Below are 21,611 nucleotides of genomic sequence, written 5' to 3' on the forward strand. Positions count from 1 at the left end.
ATCGCGGCCGCAGTCTCAATGTTAGCTAAAGTTTATTGAATTTGGAAAGTCTGCGCCGGCTGCACGATCAGTTCACCCGAGCGTCCAGGCATCTCTCCCCAACTGACGGGATAGACGGGTAAAGCGGCGGTCTTCACTTTCTGGTGATAATCCCCCATCGATACCAGATCGTAGCCCTGAGCTTGCCATCCTGTCAGCAATTGCTCGAAGATGGGGGCAAGTTTTTGTCCTTCAAGTTCTGCATGCAAAGTGAATACGTGGTCGCGCGGCGCTTCGGTAAGGCTGAGGAGTGCCGCGGCCGCATTCGTCTCGTCGACAACCTGACCCTTGATCTGCCTGCCGAGTAATTCGTCCAGGGTCGGCAGGGTCGTGGGCAACTGAATGCAGGAAACCGTCTTGCCAGCCGCCTTGATGCGATATGGCCCGGCGGCGGGGTCGGACAAGGTACCGTCGTCATTCAATCTTGCGCGGCCATCGGATGCATAACCAAATCCGAATGCGTCAAGCTGCGCAAATGCATGATCGTTCATCTGCCAGCCCGCTGCCCCATGCGTGCGTGGCGCCTCGCCGAAGACGTCGCAAAAACGGTCAAACGCCTGCCGCATCTGCTTCTCGGTCCACGCGGCATTCTGCTTGCGCACATTGTCCTGCCAGTGTACGTGGTCCCAGCAATGAATGCCGCATTCAAATCCGGCGACTTTGACCGATCGGATTTCGACGGCAGCGCTTTTTCCGATGTCCGGCGCAGGCAAAAGGACGCCGTACATCAAGGTTTTCAGCCCGTAGTGTTCCACTACCGAGGTGCGTGCGACTTTCTGGAAGAATCCCGGCCGAAAAGCGCGTCGCAACGCCCAGCCGGTGTGATCTGGGCCGAGCGAAAAAAGGAATGTCGCGTTCGCACGGTGTTTTTGCAGCAAACGAACCAGGTTCGGTACGCCTTCGCGTGTGCCGCGATAGGTGTCGACGTCAATTTTCAGTGTAAGGGACGGCATCAGTCCATCAAGGCCCGGGCCGATGCAACCTGACCCCGATATGCATCAAAGATATGGCGCAACGTGTCTTGCATTGAGGTGGTCGGTTTCCAGTCGAGCTCGGCGCAGGTGTTCGTGATTTTCGGCACGCGGTTCTGCACGTCCTGATAGCCTTTTCCGTAGTATTCGGCGGACGTGGTTTCCACCAACTGCACGTTCTTTGCGGAGTCCGCATATTCAGGGTATTCGGCGGCGAGTTTCAACATCATCGCGGCCAGTTCCCGAATCGAGAAATTGTTCGCAGGATTACCGATGTTGTAGATCTTGCCGCTCGCAATGCCGTCGGAATTGGCGATGATGCGCATGAGTGCATCGATGCCGTCATCGATATAGGTGAACGCGCGTTTCTGATGGCCGCCATCCACCAGCGAGATATTCTCGCCGCGCACGATGTGCCCGAAGAACTGCGTGACCACCCGCGAGCTGCCTTCCTTCGCTGTGTGAATGGAATCGAGGCCCGCGCCGATCCAGTTGAACGGACGGAATAGCGTGAAATTCAAGCCTTGTTCCATGCCGTAGCCCCAGATCACGCGATCCATCAACTGTTTTGCACAGGAGTAGATCCAGCGCGGCTTGTTGATCGGGCCGCAGATCAGCTCGGATTCATCCGGGTCGAATTCCTCGTCATGGCACATGCCATACACTTCGGAGGTCGAAGGAAAGACCAAGTGCTTGTTGTATTTGACGGCGGAGCGGACGATAGGGAGATTGGCTTCGAAATCGAGTTCGAACACCCGCAATGGCTGCTTCACATACGTCGATGGCGTTGCGATCGCGACCAGAGGCAGAATCACATCGCACTTTTTCACATGGTACTCGACCCACTCCTTGTTGATCGTGATGTCGCCCTCGAAGAAATGCATGCGGTTCTTGTATGCATCGTTCTGGAGCAGATCGCTGATGCGGTCGGTCATCATGTCCATGCCGAACACATGCCAGTCGGTTGTTTCGAGTATGCGCTTGGACAAATGATGTCCAATGAAGCCGTTGACGCCGAGGATGAGGATTTTTTTCATTGGTCTTCTTGTATGGCTGCGCCATATGGCTCGGTTGAAGCCGATTTCAGCGCTTGTTGCAGTTGTTGCGGCGACACGGGTCTGCCGCCTTCCAGTAACTCATGAATCAACAAGGCGCGGCCGTCGCCACCAACGCCATAAATGCAATCATCCACGACAGTCAGACCTTGCGGCAGATGAAGATCGGACTGCCGGGCAATACGGGCCTTGCTGATGACAAAGCGTCTTTCGCCGATCGTGGTCCAGGCACCGGGGTAAGGCGGGGCGACTGCGCGATGCAGGTTGTAAATGCTTTGCGCGGGTTGCGCCCAGTCGATACGCCCGTCTTCCGGTTTTCGTCCGCCAAAATAACTGCCTTTGGTCAGATCGTTCGGCAGTCTTGGTGCTTGTCCAGCGAGCATGGCCGGCAAAACGCTCCACAATGCCTGCTCGGCAGCGACAGTCACCTTGCCGAAGACTTCAAAGGCCGTGTCGTCCGGCAGGATCGGCACCGCGACTTGCGCCGCAATGGCACCGGCATCCGGCTTGACCGTCATTTCATGCAGTGTTGCGCCCGTTTCGCTCTCGCCATGCAATACGGCCCAGTTGACCGGCACGCGACCACGATATTTGGGGAGCAGCGAGCCGTGCATGTTGTAGGCGCCATGTTTTGCGAGGGTGAGCAGTTCCGCCGGCAGCATGTGGCGGTAATAAAAACTGAAGATGAAATCCGGCTGCGCCGCGCGCACTTTCTCCAGCAGTTCCGGTGTTGCCGGATCGTCCGGCGTGAGATAGGGAATGTTGTGCTCGTCGCATAACGCGGCGACCGACTCGAACCAGATATTTTCGGATGCATTGTCGCGATGCGTCACGACGAATGCAACGTCCACACCGCGCGCGAGCAATACCTTGAGGCAGCGCACCCCGACGTTGTGATACGCGAAGACGACGGCGCGTGCGCTACTCATTCGCGCGCATTCGAGATGGACGACACGGTGCCGAATTCATCCTTCTGTTCAAGGATGGCCTGGACGACATAGCGAGGGCGCCCGCGTACCTGCTGGTAAATCCGGCCGACATATTCGCCGACCAGTCCGATGCCGAACAGGATGACACCCATCAGGAAGAAGTCGAGTGCAAACAGCGTGAAAACGCCTTGCACTTCAGAGCCGAGCAAGAAGCGCCGCACGATCAGCGCAACGAATAGTGCTCCGGACAGGAAGGATAGCGCGATGCCGAACAGGGAAAAGGCTTGCAGCGGCAGTAGCGAAAATCCGGTGATCAGGTCGAAATTCAGCCGGATGAGGCTGTACAGGGAATACTTCGACTCTCCCGCGGCCCGTTCCTCATGCTCGACGATGATTTCGGTCGGTTTGCGGGCAAAGGTGTAGGCGAGTGCGGGAATGAACGTGTTCACCTCGCTGCATTGGTTGACCAGGTCGATGACGTTGCGGCCGTAGGCGCGCAGCATGTTGCCTTGATCGGTCATCTTGATATGGGTCAGCTTTTCGCGCAGGTGATTCATCGCACGCGAAGCATGCTTGCGCCAGGCGACATCCTGCCGTTCGCGGCGGATCGAGCCGACGTAGTCGTAACCTTCGCGCATCTTCGCGATCAGGTTGCCGATTTCTTCCGGAGGATTCTGCAGGTCGGCGTCCAGGGTGACGACGATATTGCCGCGCGTTGCCTGGAAGCCGGCGAGGATCGCCATATGCTGGCCGTAATTGCCGTTGAATAGCACGACGCGCGTGACGTCCGGCCGCGCGCGGAACTGATCGGCAAGAAGCTGGGCCGAGCGGTCGCGGCTGCCGTCATTGACGAACAGGATTTCGTACGAGATGCCGAGTTTGTCGAGAGCCGGGTAGAGTCGCGCGAACAGCGTCGCCAACCCCGCTTCTTCGTTGTACACCGGAATGACGACGGAGAGTTCTGGTTTCATCAATCGCTGCATCTTATTCTTGTTGAAGAACTGATTTTACCGCGTTGACGACGCGATCTACATCGCCTTCCGTCATTGCATTAAACATCGGCAAGGTCACGATTTGACGGCCGATTCTCTCCGCAATGGGAAACATGCCTTCAGTAAATCCGCGCGCACGATAAAGCTTGAACAGATGGATCGGCGGATAGTGGCAGCCGGTGCCGATCTTCAGCGCAGCCAATTGCGCCATGAAATCTGCGCGCTTGATGCGATCGGGGAGCACAATCTGGAACATATGCCAGTTGCTATGCTCGAAGTCGGCGGCTGGAAGCTGTGCGCCATATTTCATTTCGAAGTCAGTGCCGAAAGCGGCAAAATAGTGGCGCGCCAAGTCCTGTCGCTTGGTTGTGATCGTTTCGATCTGCGCGAACTGACCGAGCCCGATGGTCGCGGCGATATCGGTCATGTTGAATTTGCCGCCGAGGACATCGACCTCGATACCGTCGAAGCCGATGCGCGTGACCCCTTGCAGCCGATACTTTTCGGCCAGTGTCGCTTCTTCCGCATTGGTGAACACGAGGCATCCGCCTTCGGATGTCGTGATGTTTTTGTTCGCCTGAAAGCTGAACGAAACAAAATCGCCGAAGGCGCCGATGCGTTGACCGCGCCAGGAGGCTCCCAATGCCTGCGCTGCATCTTCCACCACGCGCAGTCCGTGATTTCTGGCAATCGCGTAGAGGCGATCCATGTCCACCGGCAGTCCCGCCAGGTACACCGGGATGATTGCCTTGGTCCGCGGCGTGATGGCGGATTCAAGCCGGTTCAAATCGATATTGTGGGTAATCGGATCGATATCCGCGAAAACCGGTGTCGCGCCGACCTCGAGAATGACATTGGCTGTCGCGACCCAGGAAATGGGTGACGTGATGACTTCATCGCCGGGACCGATGCCTGCGATGCGCAAGGCAATCTCCATGGTGCATGTGCCGGAGTTGAATGCACGCACCGGTCGGCCGCCGAAATATGCCGAAAGCTGTGTCTCGAACAGCTGGACCTTCGGACCGCTGGTGATCCAGCCGGAACGCAGCACATCCGCCACTGCGGCGATCGTTGCTTCATCGATGGTCGGCCGCGTGAATGGGAGAAAGGATTCGATCATGAAAAGAGAATCTTTTGTCTGTTAAGTCGCATGCGGATCAACTGCGTGCGAGCAATGCCACACCCACGATTATGATGCCGATCGCGAGCATGCGCTGCGTGGATACCGCTTCGCCAAGAAAATACCAGGCACCAATTGCATTGACAATGTAACCGAGCGAAAGCATGGGATACGCAATGGTGACGTCGACCCGCGACAGCCCGATAATCCAGACGACGACTGAAAGAACATAGCATGCCAGCCCGCCGACGATGGGCAGTTGCGTGGCGACCTTCACGCCGGTTGCAAACCAGTTCGCCGCAGTCAGGTGAATTTCCCCCACGGCGTTGGTCCCCGCCTTGAGAAGCAACTGCGCGGTCGCATTCAGGAGAATGCCGGTAAGTATGAATCCGAACGTGGAGAGGTTCATGAAGCAGGCTTTTCCTGGGGCATATTGGTCACGATGACCCGCCTGGGATCCTCGGCGATCACGCGGATCGGCAGATTGTCGTTTTGCATCTTTGCAAGCATATCAGGTCGCAGGATCGCCAACGATTTTTTCCCGGCACGGGTGTTGGCCTTCCATTTTTCCGCAAAGCCTTGATACGTCGGTATCCAGAGCTGCGGTTCCTGTTGCAATCCGAAGTCCATTTCATCCGCGTGCTCGACCAGGATCAAGGTGTGCCTGAGATAGAACGGGAGTGATTGCTCGTAAAGCCCTACGGCATAGATCGGTGTTTCCGGCGTCAACTCCGCCTTGATGGCTGCCAGATGTTCTGTGCCCGCCTTGTAGCGTCCCAATGGCGCGTGTCCGGCCATCAGCAGTTGGACAAGGAGAAAGCTGGTCACGGCCAGTACGGCTATCGACCATTCCCTTTTCTGCTTTGTCCAGTTGATGGCCAGCAGCCCGCCAACCAGTCCGATCAGCGCCGCGGCAATCATCCACGGAACATAGGCCTGAAACAGCGGCCGGTCATAGGCCTCGGATGCGAGTGACGGAAAACGTGCGGCAAGCGCCAGTCCGATTGCGGACAAGAGCGCGATCAGCCCGGCATTGACCGTCAAGGCCTTGCGCGATGCTTCGTCGAGATGACACGCGATCAGAAGTGCCATTGCCGGAAAGATCGGCAGGATATAGGACACCAGCTTCGAGTTGGAAATGCTGAAAAAAAAGAAGATGAACACGCTCCAGATCAGCAACATGAGCTTCGGCTGGAAGCCCGGAGCGCGTTCGCGCCACGCTTTCCACAAGCTCTGTGGCAGCATGGTGACCCATGGAATGCTGCCGAGCAACACGACCGGGATGAAATAGTGCCACGGGCCGGTGCGGTGATGCACTTTGGTCGTGAAACGCGCAAAGTGTTCGTGCACAAAGAAGAAATACGGAAACTCCGGATTTTTCAGCGACACCAGAACGAACCACGGCGCAGTGATCGCAAGAAAAAGCGGGATGCCCGCAAGGAGATGCAGGCGTTTCCAGATAACCCAGTCGCGGGAGAGCAATGTGTAGAGCACGAGCACCGCGCCGGGCAGGACGACACCGATCAGGCCCTTGGACAAGACGGCCAGTGCCATGCCGACCCAGCAGGCGAGCATCCAGCGGCGACGCTCCTCGGGATTCGCATCCTTGCGCTGCGCCATCAGAAGGCCGCACATGGAGAGATTCATCATGGCCGCCAGCCCCATGTCGAGCGTATTGAAGTGGCCGAGTGCGGTCCACAGCAGACTGGAGCCGAGCACCAGGCCGGCATTGAAGCCGACGCGCGGGCCGAACAGCCGCCGCCCGGTATAGGCTGTCAGAAAAATGCCGAACAGGCCGCAGAGTCCGGTCCATAACCTGGCTTGCCATTCACCCAGGCCGAATGCCTGAAAGCTGAGTGCCGTCATCCACGTCTGCAGAGGCGGTTTCTCGAAGTATTTGATGCCATTCAGGCGCGGAGTGATCCAGTCGCCTGTCGAGACCATCTCGCGAGCCATTTCGGCATAGCGCCCTTCGTCGGTCGGCGTCAGTGGACGCACGTCGAGCATGAGGAACCAGATTGCACAAAAAAGCAGGAGCAGGGCCCAGACGGCCGGTTTCGGTCGGTGCAATTCGGTCATGAGGTGCTTGCGCAGTGAAGATCAATCGAAAATGAGTGCGAGCGCGACTCGTCGGCCCTCGGTCATCAGGATGTTGTAAGTGCGGCAGGCGGCCTGGCTGTCCATGCACTCGACGCCGATCCGGCGCGTCGTGAGATTGGCGATCAGGCGAGGATGGATGAAGCGCTGGCGTTTGCCGGTGCCGAGGATGACCACATCCGGGCTGGCCGCCTCGATCTGCGCGAAATTCTCGGGCGTCAATGCATCGAACGATGCCACCGGCCATGCTGTCGGGACAACTTCAGGCATGACGACCAGGTTGTAGTCGAACCTTACTGCGTTAATTTCTACCGCGTTATCGAAATAAGCGGTAACGGTTTGGTAATGCCGGGTCGTGGTGGAATGCAGCTTCATGATCCTGTAGACATGCGAGAAAGCGTGAATTTCCGACAATCTGAAGAAAAAAGATGGGGCATTGTAGCCTCTCCGATATTAAAAGGCCTTGTTTCAGATTGATAAAACGGGTTGCTTTCGGCAAAATGGGTATTTTGGCGGTGCAGCATTGCATCCCAATTCTTGCCTTTACTACAAGGAATTGCACGCGTGCGACCGATTCAGAAATCCAGAAAATTAGCAGACGTTTGTTATGACATCCGTGGCCCGGTGCTGGAAAAGGCCAAGCAGATGGAGGACGAAGGCCATCGGATCATCAAGCTGAATATCGGTAACCTGGCCGTGTTCGGCTTTGATGCGCCGGATGAGATCGTGCAGGACATGATTCTCAACATGCCGAATGCTGCGGGCTATACGGACTCCAAGGGCATGTTCGCGCCGCGCAAGGCTATCATGCATTACACCCAGGAAAAGAATATCGAGGGTGTCACCATCGACGATATTTATATCGGCAACGGCGCGTCCGAGCTGATCGTCATGGGCATGAATGCATTGCTGAATTCCGGCGACGAAGTGCTTGTCCCTGCGCCGGATTATCCCCTCTGGACGGCTGCGGTAAGCCTGTCAGGCGGCAAACCCGTGCATTATATTTGCGACGAAGAATCAGGCTGGTTGCCCGATATCGATGACATCAAGAAAAAGATCACGCCGAACACCAAGGCCATTGTGGTGATCAACCCGAACAATCCGACTGGCGCGCTGTATCCGGTGGAGTTGCTGCAGCAGATTGTCGAGGTCGCGCGCCAGCACCAGTTGATCGTGTTTGCCGACGAGATTTACGACAAGACCTTGTATGACGGCGAGACGCACACATCGATCGCATCGCTCGCGGACGATGTCCTGTTCCTGACGCTCAACGGGCTGTCGAAGAACTACCGCTCCTGCGGTTATCGTGCGGGATGGATGGTGGTGTCGGGCAACAAGAAGCCGGCGAAGGATTACATCGAAGGCTTGAACATGCTGGCGTCCATGCGCTTGTGTGCCAATGCCCCCGGCCAGTATGCGATCCAGACCGCGCTCGGTGGGTACCAGAGCATCAATGACCTGGTGAGTCCCGGTGGGCGCTTGCTCAAGCAGCGCGACCTGGCACATCGGTTATTGACCGATATTCCCGGTGTCAGCTGTGTGAAGCCGAAGTCGGCGCTGTACATGTTTCCACGGCTCGATCCGAAGATCTATCCGATCGCGGACGACCAGCAGTTCGCCTACGAATTGCTGGCGGAAGAAAAGGTCCTGATCGTGCAGGGCACGGGCTTCAACTGGATTGCGCCGGATCACTTCCGTGTCGTGTTCCTGCCCAACTCGGACGATCTGACCGAGGCGATCGGCAGGATTGCCCGCTTCCTCGAGAGCTATCGCAAGCGGCACGCGATCGCGTAAGCTTTCATCGTTCGACAGGTTTTTCCATTCCGGCGCGAGCCGGATCCCGGCAGCATTTTATTTTTCGAAAACTATGAAACCCATCAAAGTAGGCTTGTTAGGCATCGGTACCGTCGGTTCCGGCACGTTCAATGTATTGAAGCGCAACCAGGAAGAAATTACGCGCCGCGCCGGCCGCAGCATTCAGATCACGATGGTGGCCGACCTGAACACCGCTCGCGCGAAGGAATTGACCAACGGCGAATGCGAGGTGGTGAGCGATGCCAACCTGGTGGTGAACAACCCGGAAATCGACATCGTCATCGAGCTGATCGGCGGCTACGGCATTGCCAAGGAGCTGGTGTTGAAAGCGATTGCCAACGGCAAGCACGTGGTGACCGCCAACAAGGCGCTGCTGGCCACGCACGGCAATGAAATCTTCAAGGCTGCGCAGGACAAGGGTGTCATGGTCGCGTTCGAAGCCGCGGTGGCTGGCGGGATTCCGATCATCAAGGCATTGCGCGAAGGCCTGACCGCAAATCGCATCCAATGGCTGGCCGGCATCATCAACGGCACTACCAACTTCATCCTGTCCGAGATGCGCGACAAGGGGCTCGATTTCGACGTCGTGCTGAAGGAGGCGCAGCGTCTCGGCTATGCGGAGGCCGATCCGACCTTCGACATCGAAGGCATCGACGCCGCGCACAAGGCGACCATCATGTCCGCGATCGCATTCGGTATTCCGGTGCAATTCGACAAGGCCTACGTGGAAGGCATCACCAAGCTGCAGGCGACTGATATTCGCTATGCCGAGCAGCTCGGCTATCGCATCAAGCTGTTGGGCATCACCAAGCGCACGCCGAAGGGCATCGAGTTGCGCGTGCACCCGACCCTGATCCCGGCCAAGCGCCTGATTGCCAATGTGGAAGGCGCGATGAACGCCGTCGTGGTGCAGGGCGATGCCGTGGGCGCGACGCTGTATTACGGCAAGGGCGCCGGTTCGGAACCGACCGCGTCGGCCGTGATTGCGGATCTGGTCGACATCACGCGCCTGGCGACGGCCGATCCGGAACACCGCGTGCCGCATCTGGCGTTCCAGCCGAATGCCATGGACAACACGCCGATCCTGCCGATCTCGGAAGTCACTACCAGCTACTACCTGCGCATGCAGGTGGCAGACCAGCCGGGCGTGCTGGCGGATGTCACGCGCATCCTGGCGGATTCGACGATTTCCATTGATGCGATGCTGCAGAAGGAGCCGGCCGAAGGCGAGACCAAGACCGACATCATCATGCTGACGCACCAGACGCAGGAAAAGAACATCGAAGCGGCGATTGCCAAGATCGAGGCACTGTCCACGGTGGTGGGCCAGGTAACCAGGATTCGTCTCGAGGAACTGAGCTGAAACTGAGTTGATATTTCGCTGCGCCGGCAGATTCAGCCGGCGCGTCGCTGCACTTCAAGGCGTGCCGACCGTTCTGGTCCGCACGCTTTTTTCTTGTCTTGCCGGGGGCAAAGTGGGTAACGCTAGCGGTGGATCACCACCAGCAATGCTTTCGCCTCGCTCTTGCCGGCGTTCAGAATCGCGTGCGGCTTGTCGGCATGGTAGCGCGCGGTTCCACCCGCTTTCAGCTTCTTCGTGACGCCATCCACTTCAACATCCACAGAACCGTTGAGCAGGGTCAGGTGCTCAATCGTGCCCGGGTCATGCGGACTCGATTTCAGCGCACCCTCCGGCGCGAGCGTCAACTCGTACCACTCGAACTTCCCGGCCAGGTCCATGGGACCCAGGATGCGCAGGACGTAGCCGGAATGGTTGCCGGGCAGCGTAGGTGTTTCATGCGGCTCGAGCAGGTGAATCGCTTCGGATTCCTGCGTGTTTGCAGCGAGCAACTCCTCGATGCCGATTCCCAGTGCATTGGCCAGCCGCCATGCGACGGCGATCGTCGGATTCGCCTTTTCCCGCTCGATTTGGGAAAGCATGGATTTCGACACGCCCGCCGCACGCGACAGGTCTTCCAGTGTCAAACCACGTTTCAAGCGGATTTTTTGCAGCGTGGCACCAACTTCCGGCGGCGAACTGGGGGCGAGGGCTTTTTTCATGAACAAGGCTTGCAATGTTTAATGAGAATGTTAATATTCGATATATTGAACTTAAGTTCTTTATAGTGAATATGCGCGAAATTATTGAACTTCGATCGTACCAGAAGCATGGCAATAAAAGTAAGGATTCGCTGCGTGCGGCGCCATCCACACACGGAAGACAAGGATGACTGTGGTCAATGCAAAACAGGATTTTTACGAGGGGCTGACGCGCAACCTGGACAGCCTGCGCGAACAAGGCTTGTACAAGCCGGAACGCGTGATTTCTTCCCGTCAGGGCGCCGAGGTGGTTTGCGACGATGGTCGAAAACTCATCAACCTGTGCGCCAACAACTATCTCGGGCTATCGGGCGACGAAGCAACCGTGCGCGCCGCGATTGCGGCAACCGAAAAATACGGCTACGGGCTGTCGTCGGTGCGTTTCATCTGCGGTACGCAAACCGTGCACAAGCAGCTGGAACTGGCGTTGTCGGAATTTCTCGGCATGGAAGACGCCATTCTGTATGCGGCGGCTTTCGATGCGAATGGCGGCCTGTTCGAGCCCTTGTTCGATGAGAACGACGCGATCATTTCCGATGCGCTGAACCACGCCTCCATCATCGACGGCATCCGGCTGTGCAAGGCCGCGCGCTATCGCTACGAGCACAATGACATGGCCGATCTCGAGAAGCAGTTGCAGGCGGCCGAGGGCAAGCGCCACAAGATTATCGCCACCGATGGCGTGTTCTCGATGGACGGCACCATTGCGCAGCTGGGCAGGATCTGCGACCTCGCTGACCGCTACGGCGCGCTGGTCATGATCGATGAATGCCATGCTACCGGCTTCATGGGCAAGACCGGGCGCGGAACGCATGAACACCACAATGTGATGGGTCGTATCGACATCATCACCGGCACGCTTGGCAAGGCGCTCGGCGGCGCGATGGGCGGCTTCACTGCGGCACGGCGCGAGGTGGTGCAGACCTTGCGCCAGAAGTCGCGTCCCTATCTGTTTTCCAACTCACTGGCCCCGGCGATTGCCGGCGCCTCGCTATCTGTGCTGGAACGGCTGTCGTCGTCGACGGAACTGCGCGACCGATTGCATGCGAATACCGCATATTTTCGCAAGGCCATCAGCGAGCTTGGTTTCACCATCAAGCCGGGCACACACCCGGTCGTGCCCGTGATGCTGTTCGATGCGCCGCTCGCGCAGAAGTTTGCGCAGCGACTGTATGAACTCGGCGTGCTGGTAACCGGCTTCTTCTATCCGGTGGTGCCCATGGGGCAGGCGCGCGTCCGGGTGCAATTGTCGGCGGCACATACCACGAAACAACTGGATCGCGCCTTGGCGGCGTTCAGGCTGGCGGGGCAGGAGCTCGGCCTTTTGAAGAATTGAAGGAGAGGCAGCATGGAACGGATTCTTGTCATTGGCGCCAACGGGCAAATCGGCAGCGAACTGGTCGAGGCGCTCGTCGCACGGCATGGCGCGGATAACGTCATCGCGGCGGATATCGGGCCGCGCAGCCTGTTTGGCGCGGCCACTTATGAAACGGTGGATGTGCTTGATAGCAACAGGGTGGCCCAGGTGGTTGATCACCATCGTATTACGCAGGTCTATCAGCTCGCAGCGCTGCTGTCGGTGACGGGCGAGCAAGCGCCGCTGAAGGCCTGGACGCTGAACATGAACGGTTTGCTGAACATCCTCGAACTGGCGCGCGAACGCGGGCAGGCAGGCAAGCCGCTGAAGGTATTCTGGCCGTCGTCGATCGCCGCCTTCGGCCCGCATACGCCGGCAGTCGATACGCCGCAATTGGCTGTCATGGATCCCACAACCATCTACGGCATCAGCAAGCAGGCCGGCGAACGTCTTTGCGAGTACTACTTCACCAGGTTCGGCGTGGACGTGCGCAGCATCCGTTATCCGGGCATCATCAGCTACAAATCCCCGCCGGGCGGCGGCACCACCGATTATGCGATTGCGATCTTTCACGCGGCGCGGGACGGCGAGTCGTACACTTGCTATCTCGGCCCGGAAACCACGCTGCCAATGATTTACATGCCCGATGCGATCCGAGCGACCATCGAACTGATGGATGCGCCGGCCGGGCAGATCCGGGTCCGCTCGGCTTACAACGTGGCCGGGTTGAGCTTCAATCCGCGGGAATTGGCTGATGCAATCCGGCGTCGCGTGCCGCACTTTGACATCCGCTATCAACCCGACCATCGTCAGGCGATCGCCGAAACCTGGCCGCATAGCCTCGACGACACCTACGCCCGCGCCGATTGGGGCTGGAAGGCGAAAATCGGGCTCGACGAACTGGTGGAGGACATGCTCAAGCATATTCCCGCAAGACGGCGCGCCGCGGCACGGGGAGAACTGCATCACGCCGCTTGAGCAAATTGCCGATCCGATGCAAGGCCGCAGTTATAATGAGAGGTTAAACGTCTGTTCGTCCGGCGCGCTGGTGCGGAGGGCGGCATGGCACTCACATTATTAAATTTTCAAGAATTTATGCAATACGTCTCTACACGCGGTCAAGCCCCGGCACAGTCGTTCTCCCAAATCCTGCTCGGCGGGCTCGCCCCCGACGGCGGCCTGTATCTGCCGGTCGAATATCCGAAGGTCAGCGGCGCGGATCTCGACGCGTGGCGCAAGTTGTCGTACGCGGATCTGGCGGTGGAGGTATTGAAGAAATTCGCGACTGACATTCCGGAAGCGGACCTGAAGGCTCTTGCGCACAAGACCTACACGGCCGATGTGTATCGCAACGTGCGGGAAGGCGAAGACGCGTCGCAGATCACGCCCCTGCGCGTGCTGGAAGAGAAGAACGGCAGCAAGCTGGTATTGCAGGCCTTGTCCAATGGTCCGACGCTGGCATTCAAGGACATGGCAATGCAGTTGCTCGGCAATCTCTTCGAGTATGCATTGGCCAAACAGCATGCCGAACTGAACATTTTCGGCGCGACCTCGGGCGATACCGGCAGTGCAGCGGAATACGCGATGCGCGGCAAGAAGGGCATCCGGGTGTTCATGCTCTCGCCGCACAAGAAGATGAGCGCATTCCAGACTGCGCAGATGTTCAGCCTGCAGGATCCGAACATTTTCAACATCGCGGTGGACGGCGTATTCGACGACTGCCAGGACATGGTGAAGGCGGTCTCGAACGATCTCGAATTCAAGACGCGTCAGAAGATCGGCACCGTCAACTCGATCAACTGGGCGCGCGTGGTGGCGCAGGTCGTCTACTACTTCCGCGGCTACCTGGCGGCGACAACCAGCAACGATCAGAAAGTCTCGTTCACCGTTCCGTCCGGCAATTTCGGCAATATCTGCGCCGGTCATATTGCGCGCATGATGGGTCTGCCGATCGACAAGCTTGTCGCTGCCACCAACGAGAACGATGTGCTCGACGAGTTCTTCCGCACCGGCGTGTACCGCGTGCGCAAATCGTCCGAGACCTATCACACCACCAGCCCGAGCATGGACATCAGCAAGGCATCCAATTTCGAGCGCTTCGTCTTTGACCTGCTCGGCCGCGATGCGGAGCGCGTGCGCGCCTTGTTCAAGAAGGTGGATACGCATGGCGGCTTCGACCTGTCCGGCAAGCCCGGCAGCGATGGCGACGAATTCAAGAAGGTCGTGCAATACGGTTTCTTGTCGGGCAAGTCGGTGCACCAGGATCGCGTCGCGACCATTCGCGACGTGCATGCGAAATACGGCGTGACGATCGATACCCACACCGCAGACGGCGTCAAGGTCGCGCGCGAGTACCTGACGCCCGGTGTGCCGATGATTGTGCTGGAGACCGCATTGCCGGCCAAGTTCAATGAAACGATACGCGAGGCGCTGGGCCGTGATGCCGAGCGTCCTGCCGGGTTTGAAAATATCGAGTCCTTGCCGCAACGCTTCGACGTGATGCCGGCCGATGTCGCAAAGGTGAAGGCCTTCATTGCGAAGCACACCGGTTTGTAATCAAGAACTGTCATTGCAAACATGACTGAAAAGAAACCGATGTTGAGCGCCGCCGAGGCGCTCGATTTTCTTCTCTCCGCGGTTCGTCCGATCGCGGAAACGGAAACCCTGGCAACGCTGTCCTGCAACGGCCGGGTGCTTGCCGCTACCCAGACATCGCAGCTGAATGTCCCGCCGATGGACAACACGCAGATGGATGGCTATGCGGTACGTGCCGCCGACTGCGCGAGTGGCAGCGCCAGGCTGAAGGTATCGCAGCGCGTTCCTGCCGGGCATGTGGGGCAGCCCTTGCAGCCGGGGACCGCAGCGCGCATTTTCACTGGGGCGATGATTCCGCAGGGCGCGGACGCCGTCGTGATGCAGGAGCAATGCGAGCTGGAAAAGGCCGCGGATGGCGATCTGGTCACGATCAAGCATGCGCCGCAAGCCGGGGAATGGATACGGCGCGCCGGCGAGGACATCCGGGCCGGCAGCATCATTCTCGCAGCCGGGACGCGGCTGCGCGCGCAGGAACTCGGCATGGCGGCATCGGTCGGCCTTGCGACTCTGCCGGTGGTGCGCAAACCGCGCGTCGCGGTGTTCTTTACCGGCGACGAACTGGCGATGCCGGGCGAGTTCTTGAAGCCGGGTGCCATCTACAATTCCAACCGTTTCACCTTGCGCGGCATGCTGGAAAACCTCGGCTGCGACATCACCGATTACGGCATCGTCCCGGATTCATTGTCTGCCACGCGCGACACCTTGCGGCAGGCCGCGGCCGGTCACGACCTGATCATCACCTCGGGCGGCGTGTCGGTCGGCGAAGAGGATCACATCAAGCCGGCAGTCGAGGCGGAAGGGCGCCTGAGCATGTGGCAGATCGCGATCAAGCCCGGCAAGCCGCTGGCGTTCGGCGAGGTTAACCGTGCCGAGCGCAAGGAGCCCGCGTTTTTCATCGGCCTGCCCGGCAATCCGGTTTCCAGCTTCGTCACCTTCCTTCTGTTTGTGCGCCCGTTCCTGCTGCGGCTGCAGGGCGTGACCGACGTCGCGCCGAGGACATTCAACATGCGTGCCGATTTCGCGGTGCCGAAAGCCGATAGGCGTAATGAATTCCTGCGCGCCCGCATGAACGCCTCGGGCGGCCTGGACCTGTTCAAGAACCAAAGCTCGGCGGTACTGACGTCGACCGTTTGGGGTGACGGACTGGTCGACAATCCCGCCGGGCAGACGATCGCGCCGGGCGATACGGTACGCTTTATTCCTTTCAGTGAATTGCTTTTTTAAGACGACATGAATATCCAGCTCCGCTTTTTTGCCAGTGTGCGTGAAGCCTTGGGGACGGCGCAGGAAACCGTCGCATTACCGGACAATGTGCAGACGGTGGGCGACGTACGCAGCTACCTGCGTGCACGAGGCGGCGTCTGGGCCGAGACACTGGCCGAGGGACGCGCCTTGCGCATGGCTTATAACCAAGTGATGAGCGGTGCCGACACCCGCCTCGGCGAAGGCGGTGAAGTCGCCTTTTTCCCGCCGGTCACAGGTGGCTAGGAATATGCCGATCCGCGTTCAAACCCAGGATTTCGATCTCGGCAAGGAAGTCGCCGAACTTCGTGCCGACCAGCCACAGGTCGGCGCCGTGGTGGCCTTTGTCGGTACCGTGCGCGACATGAATGAAGGCGCGGGCGTCAGCGAGATGGAGCTGGAGCATTACCCGGGGATGACCGAGAAGGCCCTGGAAGGCATCGTTGCGCAGGCGAGGACGCGCTGGTCGCTGTTCGACGCGCTCGTGATCCATCGAGTCGGGCCGCTGAAGCCGCTGGACCAGATCGTACTGGTTGCTGTGACCTCGGCGCATCGCGGCGAAGCGTTTGCAGCCTGCGAATTCATCATGGATTATCTCAAGACGCAGGCGCCGTTCTGGAAGAAGGAGCAAACGCCGCAGGGCTCGCGCTGGGTGGATGCCCGCGTCACCGACGACAAGGCGATGGCCAAATGGGGCATCCAGTCGGATAACACCGGCGACAAGGCATGAGCTGGCTGGCGGTCGGTCTCGGTGCGGCGGTCGGCGCATGGCTACGCTGGGGCTTGGGCCTGTGGCTGAATACAATTCACCACAAATTGCCCTGGGGAACGCTGGCTGCCAACTTTAGCGGCGGCTACCTGATCGGAATCGCTGTCGGCTTCTTTGCCTCGCATCCCGATTTGTCGCCTGAATGGCGCCTGCTGACGGTAACCGGATTCCTGGGCGGGTTGACGACCTTTTCTTCCTTTTCCGCCGAGGCTATGGTGCTGCTGCAACGCGGAGACTATGGATGGGCACTTTTTCATAGCGCCATGCATCTGGTTGGCTCGATCGCTTTCTGTTTTGCCGGCTTCGCGTCCTATCGCGCCATCAGCGGTTAGTTCAACACGCGTGCCGCGTTGCCGCTCGGGGCAAGCATGCCGGGCATGGTGAGATCCAGATCCCATTCCGCGATTTTCACGGCATCCTTCAGCAAGGAGCAAAAGCCGTGCAGCACCGTCTGCGTAAAGGCTATCTCGAAGCCGAAGCCCTCCGCGGGGGCCAAATTCATCCTGATCGGCTGATCGGGATTGAGCGTGAAGTTGACCGTCTTGACCAGGATCGGCGTTTCCCCCAGCGGAAAACTCTCTATTGTCGACTCGTAGGGGCTGCTGAAGCTGCCGCTGCCCCTGATTTCTTCCACGCTGGCAAAGTGGTCCATGCCGACGATATCGGCGCTCGCATGCGCGGCCAGCGGCTTGTCCAAGGCCACCTGTTTTTCCAGTGCATCAATAATGCCCGGCCACAGCTTCGCGACCATGCGCCGCGTCAGCCAGGCACGAATCTCCTGCAAGCCATCGCCCGCGCCCTTGAACGAGGTCCGGCACAGGATGCGGTCCTCCTCGGCCATATAAGTCACTTGAATTTGATGCAATTCCATCCCAATCTGATTCTGAAGCGCGCAGAATCAAATGTCCTTTCTTGAAATGTTGTCTGTCGCCCTTACCTTGGTAGCAACTCGAATTCTGGAGAACATTCAATGCGTCTCGACAAACTGACAACCAAGTTGCAAGAAGCTCTTGCCGATGCCCAAAGCCAGGCAGTCGGCAATGATAACCAATACATTGAGCCGGCGCACGTGCTGATCGCCCTCCTGAACCAGGAGGACGGTAGCGCGCGTTCGCTGCTGCAACGTGCCGGCGTAAACGTCGGCGGTCTGCAGAGCGGACTGAAAAGTGCGCTGGGACGCATGCCCAAGGTGTCCGGCACCGGTGGCGAAGTGCAGATCGGCCGCGAAACCGCGTCATTGCTGAATCTGGCCGACAAGGAAGCGCAAAAGCGCGGCGACCAGTTCATCGCCAGCGAAATGATCCTGCTTGCCCTGACCGAAGACAAGTCGGAGGCGGGTCGCCTGGCGCGCGAAAACGGTTTGACGCGCAAGGCGCTCGAAGCCGCGATTACCGCCGTGCGTGGCGGCGGCAACGTCAATTCGCAGGATGCCGAAGGCCAGCGCGAAGCCCTGAAGAAATACACGCTCGACCTGACCGAGCGCGCACGCGCCGGTAAGCTGGACCCGGTGATCGGCCGCGACGATGAGATTCGTCGTGCGATCCAGGTCCTGCAGCGTCGCACCAAGAACAATCCGGTGCTGATCGGCGAGCCGGGCGTAGGCAAGACTGCGATCGTGGAAGGACTGGCGCAGCGCATCGTCAATGGCGAAGTGCCCGACAGTCTGAAATCGAAACGCGTGTTGTCGCTCGACATGGCCGCATTGCTGGCCGGTGCGAAATACCGCGGTGAATTCGAAGAGCGCCTGAAAGCAGTGCTCAAGGAAATCGCGCAGGACGAGGGGCAGACCATCGTCTTCATCGACGAGCTGCACACCATGGTCGGCGCAGGCAAGGCCGAGGGGGCGATCGACGCGGGCAACATGTTGAAGCCGGCGCTCGCGCGCGGCGAGCTGCATTGCATCGGCGCAACCACTCTAGATGAATATCGGAAGTATGTTGAAAAGGACGCGGCGCTGGAGCGTCGTTTCCAGAAGATCCTGGTTGGCGAGCCGAGCGTGGAGGCGACCATCGCGATCCTGCGCGGCCTGCAGGAAAAATACGAAGTGCATCATGGCGTTGATATCACCGACCCGGCGATCGTTGCCGCGGCCGAACTGTCGCATCGCTACATTACGGACCGCTTCCTTCCGGACAAGGCCATCGACCTGATCGATGAAGCCGCGTCCAAGATCAAGATCGAGATCGACTCCAAGCCGGAAGTCATGGACAAGCTCGACCGCCGCCTGATCCAGTTGAAGATCGAGCGTGAAGCCGTGAAGAAGGAAAAGGACGAAGCGTCGCAGAAGCGTCTCGGCTTGATCGAGGAAGAGATCCACAAGCTGGAACGCGAATACGCCGATCTGGAAGAAATCTGGAAAGCCGAGAAGTCGGCGGTGCAGGGCAGCCAGCAGATCAAGGAAGAAATCGAGAAGGTCAAGCTGCAGATGGAAGAAGCCAAGCGCAAGGGCGACTGGCAGAAGATGTCCGAGCTGCAGTACGGCAAGCTGCCGCAGCTGGAAGCGCAGCTCAAGCAAGCCGACAAGGACGTTGGCGGGGAAGAGAAGAAAAGCGAGCGCAAGCTGGTGCGCACCCAGGTCGGCGCGGAAGAGATCGCCGAGGTGGTGTCGCGCGCAACCGGCATCCCGGTCTCCAAGATGATGCAGGGCGAGCGCGACAAGCTGCTGCACATGGAAGCGGAATTGCACAAGCGCGTGGTGGGCCAGGACGAGGCGATCGTTGCGGTATCGGATGCCATCCGCCGTTCGCGCGCCGGTTTGTCGGACCCGAATCGTCCGTACGGTTCCTTCATGTTCCTCGGCCCGACCGGCGTCGGCAAGACCGAGCTGTGCAAGGCGCTGGCTTCCTTCCTGTTCGATACCGAAGAGGCCATGATTCGTCTCGACATGAGCGAGTTCATGGAGAAGCATTCCGTCGCACGTCTGATCGGCGCGCCGCCGGGCTATGTCGGCTATGAAGAGGGCGGCTATCTGACCGAAGCGGTGCGGCGCAAACCGTACAGCGTGATCCTGCTCGACGAGATCGAGAAGGCGCATGCCGATGTGTTCAACGTCTTGCTGCAAGTGCTGGATGATGGCCGCATGACCGATGGACAGGGACGCACGGTAGACTTCAAGAACACGGTGATCGTGATGACTTCCAACCTTGGGTCGCACAGAATCCAGTCGATGGAAGATAGCGACCCGGCCTTGGTGAAGCTCGCGGTGATGGCAGAGGTGAAGAGCCATTTCCGTCCCGAGTTCGTCAATCGCGTCGACGAGATCGTCGTGTTCCATGCGCTCGACGAAAAGCATATCGGCTCGATTGCACGCATCCAGCTGCAAGTGCTGGAGCAACGGCTCGCCAAGATGGATATGAGGCTGCAAATCTCGGACGCGGCGCTGCAAAAGATCGCCGAGGCCGGCTTCGATCCGGTGTATGGCGCACGCCCCTTGAAGCGCGCGGTGCAGCAGCAGATCGAGAACCCGCTGTCGAAGCTGATCCTCGAAGGCAAGTTCGCTCCGAAGGATGTCATTTCGGTGACGGTGCGCGGCAGCGATCTCGCATTCGAAAAGGGCAATGTCGCGTAATCTCGGCGAATGATTGCGGCATGAGGAAGGGCCACCTGCGGGTGGCCTTTCTTTTTGGAGCTATGCCACTTTATTGGCAAAGAAAGCGGTGGGCGATTGTCCGAAGGTCTTCTTGAACATGGCGGAGAACGCGGATTGACTGGCATAGCCGAGTTCGGCGGCGACGTGCGACAAGGGCAGGCCGCGCGCGATGAGCGGCGCCGCATGTGCGAGACGCACCTGCTGTCGCCACTGACTGAAACTCATGCCGAGCTCCCGTTCAAACAGGCGCGCCAGCGTCCGGCCGGAGGCGCCGACCCGCGCGGCCAGTTCATTCAGCGTGAGTGGTGAGGCCGGATCGGCAATCAGCAATTCGCACAATGCCTTCAAGCGCTTGTCGTCCGGCAGCGCAACCCTGATCGGTTGCGTTCCCGAGCGGGCCAGCTCATCGAGGATCAGCGACGACAGCATGGTTTCGCGCTCTTCGCCTGAATGCACCTGCGCGAAGGAAAGGATCAGTTCGCGCAGCAGTGATGACACCTCCAGGACTTCGCATTCTTCGCCTTTGAACGGGGAGGCATCGGCATGCACGTATAGTGCGCGCAGCTTTGCCTTTTCGAGGGTGGCGACTTCATGCAGCGATTTGGGCGGGATCCAGATCGCGCGCATCGGCGGCACGATCCAGGTGCTGTTGCCGACCGTGACGCGCACGACGCCGTCCAGCGCGTAGGTAACCTGTCCCCACACATGACTGTGCGCGGCGAGCAGTTCCGATGCGTCGAGGTCGCGCGCTACCAGACGCACCGGCCGCTTCGGCGTCGGCGCCGTGCCGGGGAGATGCAGACGGGTATGGGTGACAGGCAGCGTTGCCATGGCTATACGAGGAATTCCGGTTTGGCTGAAATTCGATAAAAGTTGTCTTTCTATCTTAAAACAGACGGATCTATTTTGCATAGACTCTTGTCATCCCAGAACCGAAAGAG

Annotated in this window: 21 protein-coding genes; 10 read left to right on the forward strand and 11 right to left on the reverse strand. The window is 59.0% G+C overall.

Features of this window, described 5'->3' with window-relative positions; genetic code table 11:
• Window positions 1–32: 32 nt before the first annotated feature.
• From E6W33_RS06295 to E6W33_RS06330, 8 genes are read right to left on the reverse strand one after another with little or no spacing between them, the layout of a single operon-like run.
• Window positions 33–992: a polysaccharide deacetylase family protein gene (locus tag E6W33_RS06295; RefSeq protein WP_136415442.1), complete on the reverse strand. Its 960-nt coding sequence runs from the start codon at window positions 990–992 to the stop codon at window positions 33–35.
• Window positions 992–2,047, reverse strand: coding sequence for a bifunctional UDP-4-keto-pentose/UDP-xylose synthase (locus E6W33_RS06300; RefSeq protein WP_136415444.1), 1,056 nt, complete (start codon window positions 2,045–2,047; stop codon window positions 992–994). Before E6W33_RS06300 ends, E6W33_RS06295 begins: the two co-directional genes overlap by 1 nt.
• Window positions 2,044–2,994 (reverse strand): formyltransferase, encoded by a 951-nt coding sequence (locus E6W33_RS06305; RefSeq protein ID WP_136415446.1) that lies wholly within the window; start codon window positions 2,992–2,994, stop codon window positions 2,044–2,046. Before E6W33_RS06305 ends, E6W33_RS06300 begins: the two co-directional genes overlap by 4 nt.
• Window positions 2,991–3,965: a glycosyltransferase gene (locus E6W33_RS06310; RefSeq protein ID WP_136415448.1), complete on the reverse strand. Its 975-nt coding sequence runs from the start codon at window positions 3,963–3,965 to the stop codon at window positions 2,991–2,993. The genes E6W33_RS06305 and E6W33_RS06310 overlap by 4 nt, the downstream gene beginning before the upstream one ends.
• A gap of 13 nt (window positions 3,966–3,978) precedes the next feature.
• The gene (locus tag E6W33_RS06315; protein ID WP_136415450.1) at window positions 3,979–5,106 is read right to left on the reverse strand and encodes a DegT/DnrJ/EryC1/StrS aminotransferase family protein; all 1,128 of its coding nucleotides are present in this window, start codon (window positions 5,104–5,106) and stop codon (window positions 3,979–3,981) included.
• A gap of 37 nt (window positions 5,107–5,143) precedes the next feature.
• On the reverse strand, window positions 5,144–5,515 hold the full coding sequence (locus E6W33_RS06320; protein ID WP_136415452.1) for an EamA family transporter: 372 nt from the start codon (window positions 5,513–5,515) through the stop codon (window positions 5,144–5,146).
• Entirely contained in the window at window positions 5,512–7,185 is a 1,674-nt protein-coding gene (locus E6W33_RS06325; protein WP_136415454.1) for a glycosyltransferase family 39 protein, read from the reverse strand. The genes E6W33_RS06320 and E6W33_RS06325 overlap by 4 nt, the downstream gene beginning before the upstream one ends.
• Window positions 7,186–7,206: 21 nt before the next feature.
• A complete protein-coding gene (locus E6W33_RS06330) occupies window positions 7,207–7,578 on the reverse strand; it encodes an Mth938-like domain-containing protein (RefSeq protein WP_136415456.1) in 372 nt (123 codons plus the stop codon).
• Between the two features lie 189 nt (window positions 7,579–7,767).
• On the opposite strand from E6W33_RS06330, the gene E6W33_RS06335 reads away from it, so the two are divergent.
• Together E6W33_RS06335 and E6W33_RS06340 are read left to right on the forward strand one after the other, a co-directional pair.
• Window positions 7,768–8,997 (forward strand): pyridoxal phosphate-dependent aminotransferase, encoded by a 1,230-nt coding sequence (locus E6W33_RS06335; RefSeq protein ID WP_136415458.1) that lies wholly within the window; start codon window positions 7,768–7,770, stop codon window positions 8,995–8,997.
• 73 nt (window positions 8,998–9,070) lie between these two features.
• The gene (locus E6W33_RS06340; RefSeq protein WP_136415460.1) at window positions 9,071–10,381 is read left to right on the forward strand and encodes a homoserine dehydrogenase; all 1,311 of its coding nucleotides are present in this window, start codon (window positions 9,071–9,073) and stop codon (window positions 10,379–10,381) included.
• Window positions 10,382–10,503: 122 nt separating this feature from the next.
• Here E6W33_RS06340 and E6W33_RS06345 read toward each other — a convergent pair whose 3' ends face one another.
• Window positions 10,504–11,079, reverse strand: a complete 576-nt coding sequence (locus E6W33_RS06345; protein WP_136415462.1) for an XRE family transcriptional regulator — start codon at window positions 11,077–11,079, stop codon at window positions 10,504–10,506.
• A gap of 166 nt (window positions 11,080–11,245) precedes the next feature.
• On the opposite strand from E6W33_RS06345, the gene kbl reads away from it, so the two are divergent.
• From kbl to crcB, 7 genes are all read left to right on the forward strand, one after another.
• Entirely contained in the window at window positions 11,246–12,454 is a 1,209-nt protein-coding gene (gene kbl / locus E6W33_RS06350; RefSeq protein WP_136415464.1) for a glycine C-acetyltransferase, read from the forward strand.
• 12 nt (window positions 12,455–12,466) lie between these two features.
• Window positions 12,467–13,453, forward strand: a complete 987-nt coding sequence (locus E6W33_RS06355; RefSeq protein ID WP_136415466.1) for an NAD-dependent epimerase/dehydratase family protein — start codon at window positions 12,467–12,469, stop codon at window positions 13,451–13,453.
• Window positions 13,454–13,570: 117 nt separating this feature from the next.
• Window positions 13,571–15,031, forward strand: coding sequence for a threonine synthase (gene thrC / locus E6W33_RS06360; protein WP_136415468.1), 1,461 nt, complete (start codon window positions 13,571–13,573; stop codon window positions 15,029–15,031).
• A 21-nt stretch (window positions 15,032–15,052) separates the two neighbouring features.
• Window positions 15,053–16,294, forward strand: coding sequence for a gephyrin-like molybdotransferase Glp (glp, locus tag E6W33_RS06365; RefSeq protein ID WP_136415470.1), 1,242 nt, complete (start codon window positions 15,053–15,055; stop codon window positions 16,292–16,294).
• 6 nt (window positions 16,295–16,300) lie between these two features.
• Window positions 16,301–16,558, forward strand: a complete 258-nt coding sequence (gene moaD, locus E6W33_RS06370) for a molybdopterin converting factor subunit 1 (protein WP_136415473.1) — start codon at window positions 16,301–16,303, stop codon at window positions 16,556–16,558.
• Between the two features lie 4 nt (window positions 16,559–16,562).
• Window positions 16,563–17,042: a molybdopterin synthase catalytic subunit MoaE gene (gene moaE, locus E6W33_RS06375; protein ID WP_136415476.1), complete on the forward strand. Its 480-nt coding sequence runs from the start codon at window positions 16,563–16,565 to the stop codon at window positions 17,040–17,042.
• The gene (gene crcB / locus E6W33_RS06380) at window positions 17,039–17,413 is read left to right on the forward strand and encodes a fluoride efflux transporter CrcB (RefSeq protein ID WP_136415478.1); all 375 of its coding nucleotides are present in this window, start codon (window positions 17,039–17,041) and stop codon (window positions 17,411–17,413) included. Before moaE ends, crcB begins: the two co-directional genes overlap by 4 nt.
• Here the strand turns inward: crcB and E6W33_RS06385 are convergent.
• On the reverse strand, window positions 17,410–17,952 hold the full coding sequence (locus tag E6W33_RS06385; RefSeq protein ID WP_136415480.1) for a hypothetical protein: 543 nt from the start codon (window positions 17,950–17,952) through the stop codon (window positions 17,410–17,412). The two genes, crcB and E6W33_RS06385, sit on opposite strands and share 4 nt — an antisense overlap.
• Before the next feature lie 99 nt (window positions 17,953–18,051).
• Here E6W33_RS06385 and clpB point away from each other — a divergent pair, with 99 nt between their 5' ends.
• On the forward strand, window positions 18,052–20,649 hold the full coding sequence (gene clpB, locus E6W33_RS06390; RefSeq protein ID WP_136415482.1) for an ATP-dependent chaperone ClpB: 2,598 nt from the start codon (window positions 18,052–18,054) through the stop codon (window positions 20,647–20,649).
• 60 nt (window positions 20,650–20,709) lie between these two features.
• Here the strand turns inward: clpB and E6W33_RS06395 are convergent, their stop codons facing one another.
• The gene (locus E6W33_RS06395; RefSeq protein ID WP_136415484.1) at window positions 20,710–21,501 is read right to left on the reverse strand and encodes a helix-turn-helix transcriptional regulator; all 792 of its coding nucleotides are present in this window, start codon (window positions 21,499–21,501) and stop codon (window positions 20,710–20,712) included.
• Between the last annotated feature and the right edge of the window lie 110 nt (window positions 21,502–21,611).

This window comes from Herbaspirillum sp. ST 5-3 (assembly GCF_004804275.1).
Classification (GTDB): Bacteria; Pseudomonadota; Gammaproteobacteria; order Burkholderiales; family Burkholderiaceae_D; genus Noviherbaspirillum.

Coding starts and splice junctions, on each gene's coding strand:
- E6W33_RS06295 (WP_136415442.1), bottom strand. CDS start 992: ATGCCGTCCCTTACACTGAAAATTGACGTCGACACCTATCGCGGCACA.
- E6W33_RS06300 (WP_136415444.1), bottom strand. CDS start 2,047: ATGAAAAAAATCCTCATCCTCGGCGTCAACGGCTTCATTGGACATCAT.
- E6W33_RS06305 (WP_136415446.1), bottom strand. CDS start 2,994: ATGAGTAGCGCACGCGCCGTCGTCTTCGCGTATCACAACGTCGGGGTG.
- E6W33_RS06310 (WP_136415448.1), bottom strand. CDS start 3,965: ATGAAACCAGAACTCTCCGTCGTCATTCCGGTGTACAACGAAGAAGCG.
- E6W33_RS06315 (WP_136415450.1), bottom strand. CDS start 5,106: ATGATCGAATCCTTTCTCCCATTCACGCGGCCGACCATCGATGAAGCA.
- E6W33_RS06320 (WP_136415452.1), bottom strand. CDS start 5,515: ATGAACCTCTCCACGTTCGGATTCATACTTACCGGCATTCTCCTGAAT.
- E6W33_RS06325 (WP_136415454.1), bottom strand. CDS start 7,185: ATGACCGAATTGCACCGACCGAAACCGGCCGTCTGGGCCCTGCTCCTG.
- E6W33_RS06330 (WP_136415456.1), bottom strand. CDS start 7,578: ATGAAGCTGCATTCCACCACGACCCGGCATTACCAAACCGTTACCGCT.
- E6W33_RS06340 (WP_136415460.1), top strand. CDS start 9,071: ATGAAACCCATCAAAGTAGGCTTGTTAGGCATCGGTACCGTCGGTTCC.
- E6W33_RS06345 (WP_136415462.1), bottom strand. CDS start 11,079: ATGAAAAAAGCCCTCGCCCCCAGTTCGCCGCCGGAAGTTGGTGCCACG.
- kbl (WP_136415464.1), top strand. CDS start 11,246: ATGACTGTGGTCAATGCAAAACAGGATTTTTACGAGGGGCTGACGCGC.
- E6W33_RS06355 (WP_136415466.1), top strand. CDS start 12,467: ATGGAACGGATTCTTGTCATTGGCGCCAACGGGCAAATCGGCAGCGAA.
- thrC (WP_136415468.1), top strand. CDS start 13,571: ATGCAATACGTCTCTACACGCGGTCAAGCCCCGGCACAGTCGTTCTCC.
- glp (WP_136415470.1), top strand. CDS start 15,053: ATGACTGAAAAGAAACCGATGTTGAGCGCCGCCGAGGCGCTCGATTTT.
- moaD (WP_136415473.1), top strand. CDS start 16,301: ATGAATATCCAGCTCCGCTTTTTTGCCAGTGTGCGTGAAGCCTTGGGG.
- moaE (WP_136415476.1), top strand. CDS start 16,563: ATGCCGATCCGCGTTCAAACCCAGGATTTCGATCTCGGCAAGGAAGTC.
- crcB (WP_136415478.1), top strand. CDS start 17,039: ATGAGCTGGCTGGCGGTCGGTCTCGGTGCGGCGGTCGGCGCATGGCTA.
- E6W33_RS06385 (WP_136415480.1), bottom strand. CDS start 17,952: ATGGAATTGCATCAAATTCAAGTGACTTATATGGCCGAGGAGGACCGC.
- clpB (WP_136415482.1), top strand. CDS start 18,052: ATGCGTCTCGACAAACTGACAACCAAGTTGCAAGAAGCTCTTGCCGAT.
- E6W33_RS06395 (WP_136415484.1), bottom strand. CDS start 21,501: ATGGCAACGCTGCCTGTCACCCATACCCGTCTGCATCTCCCCGGCACG.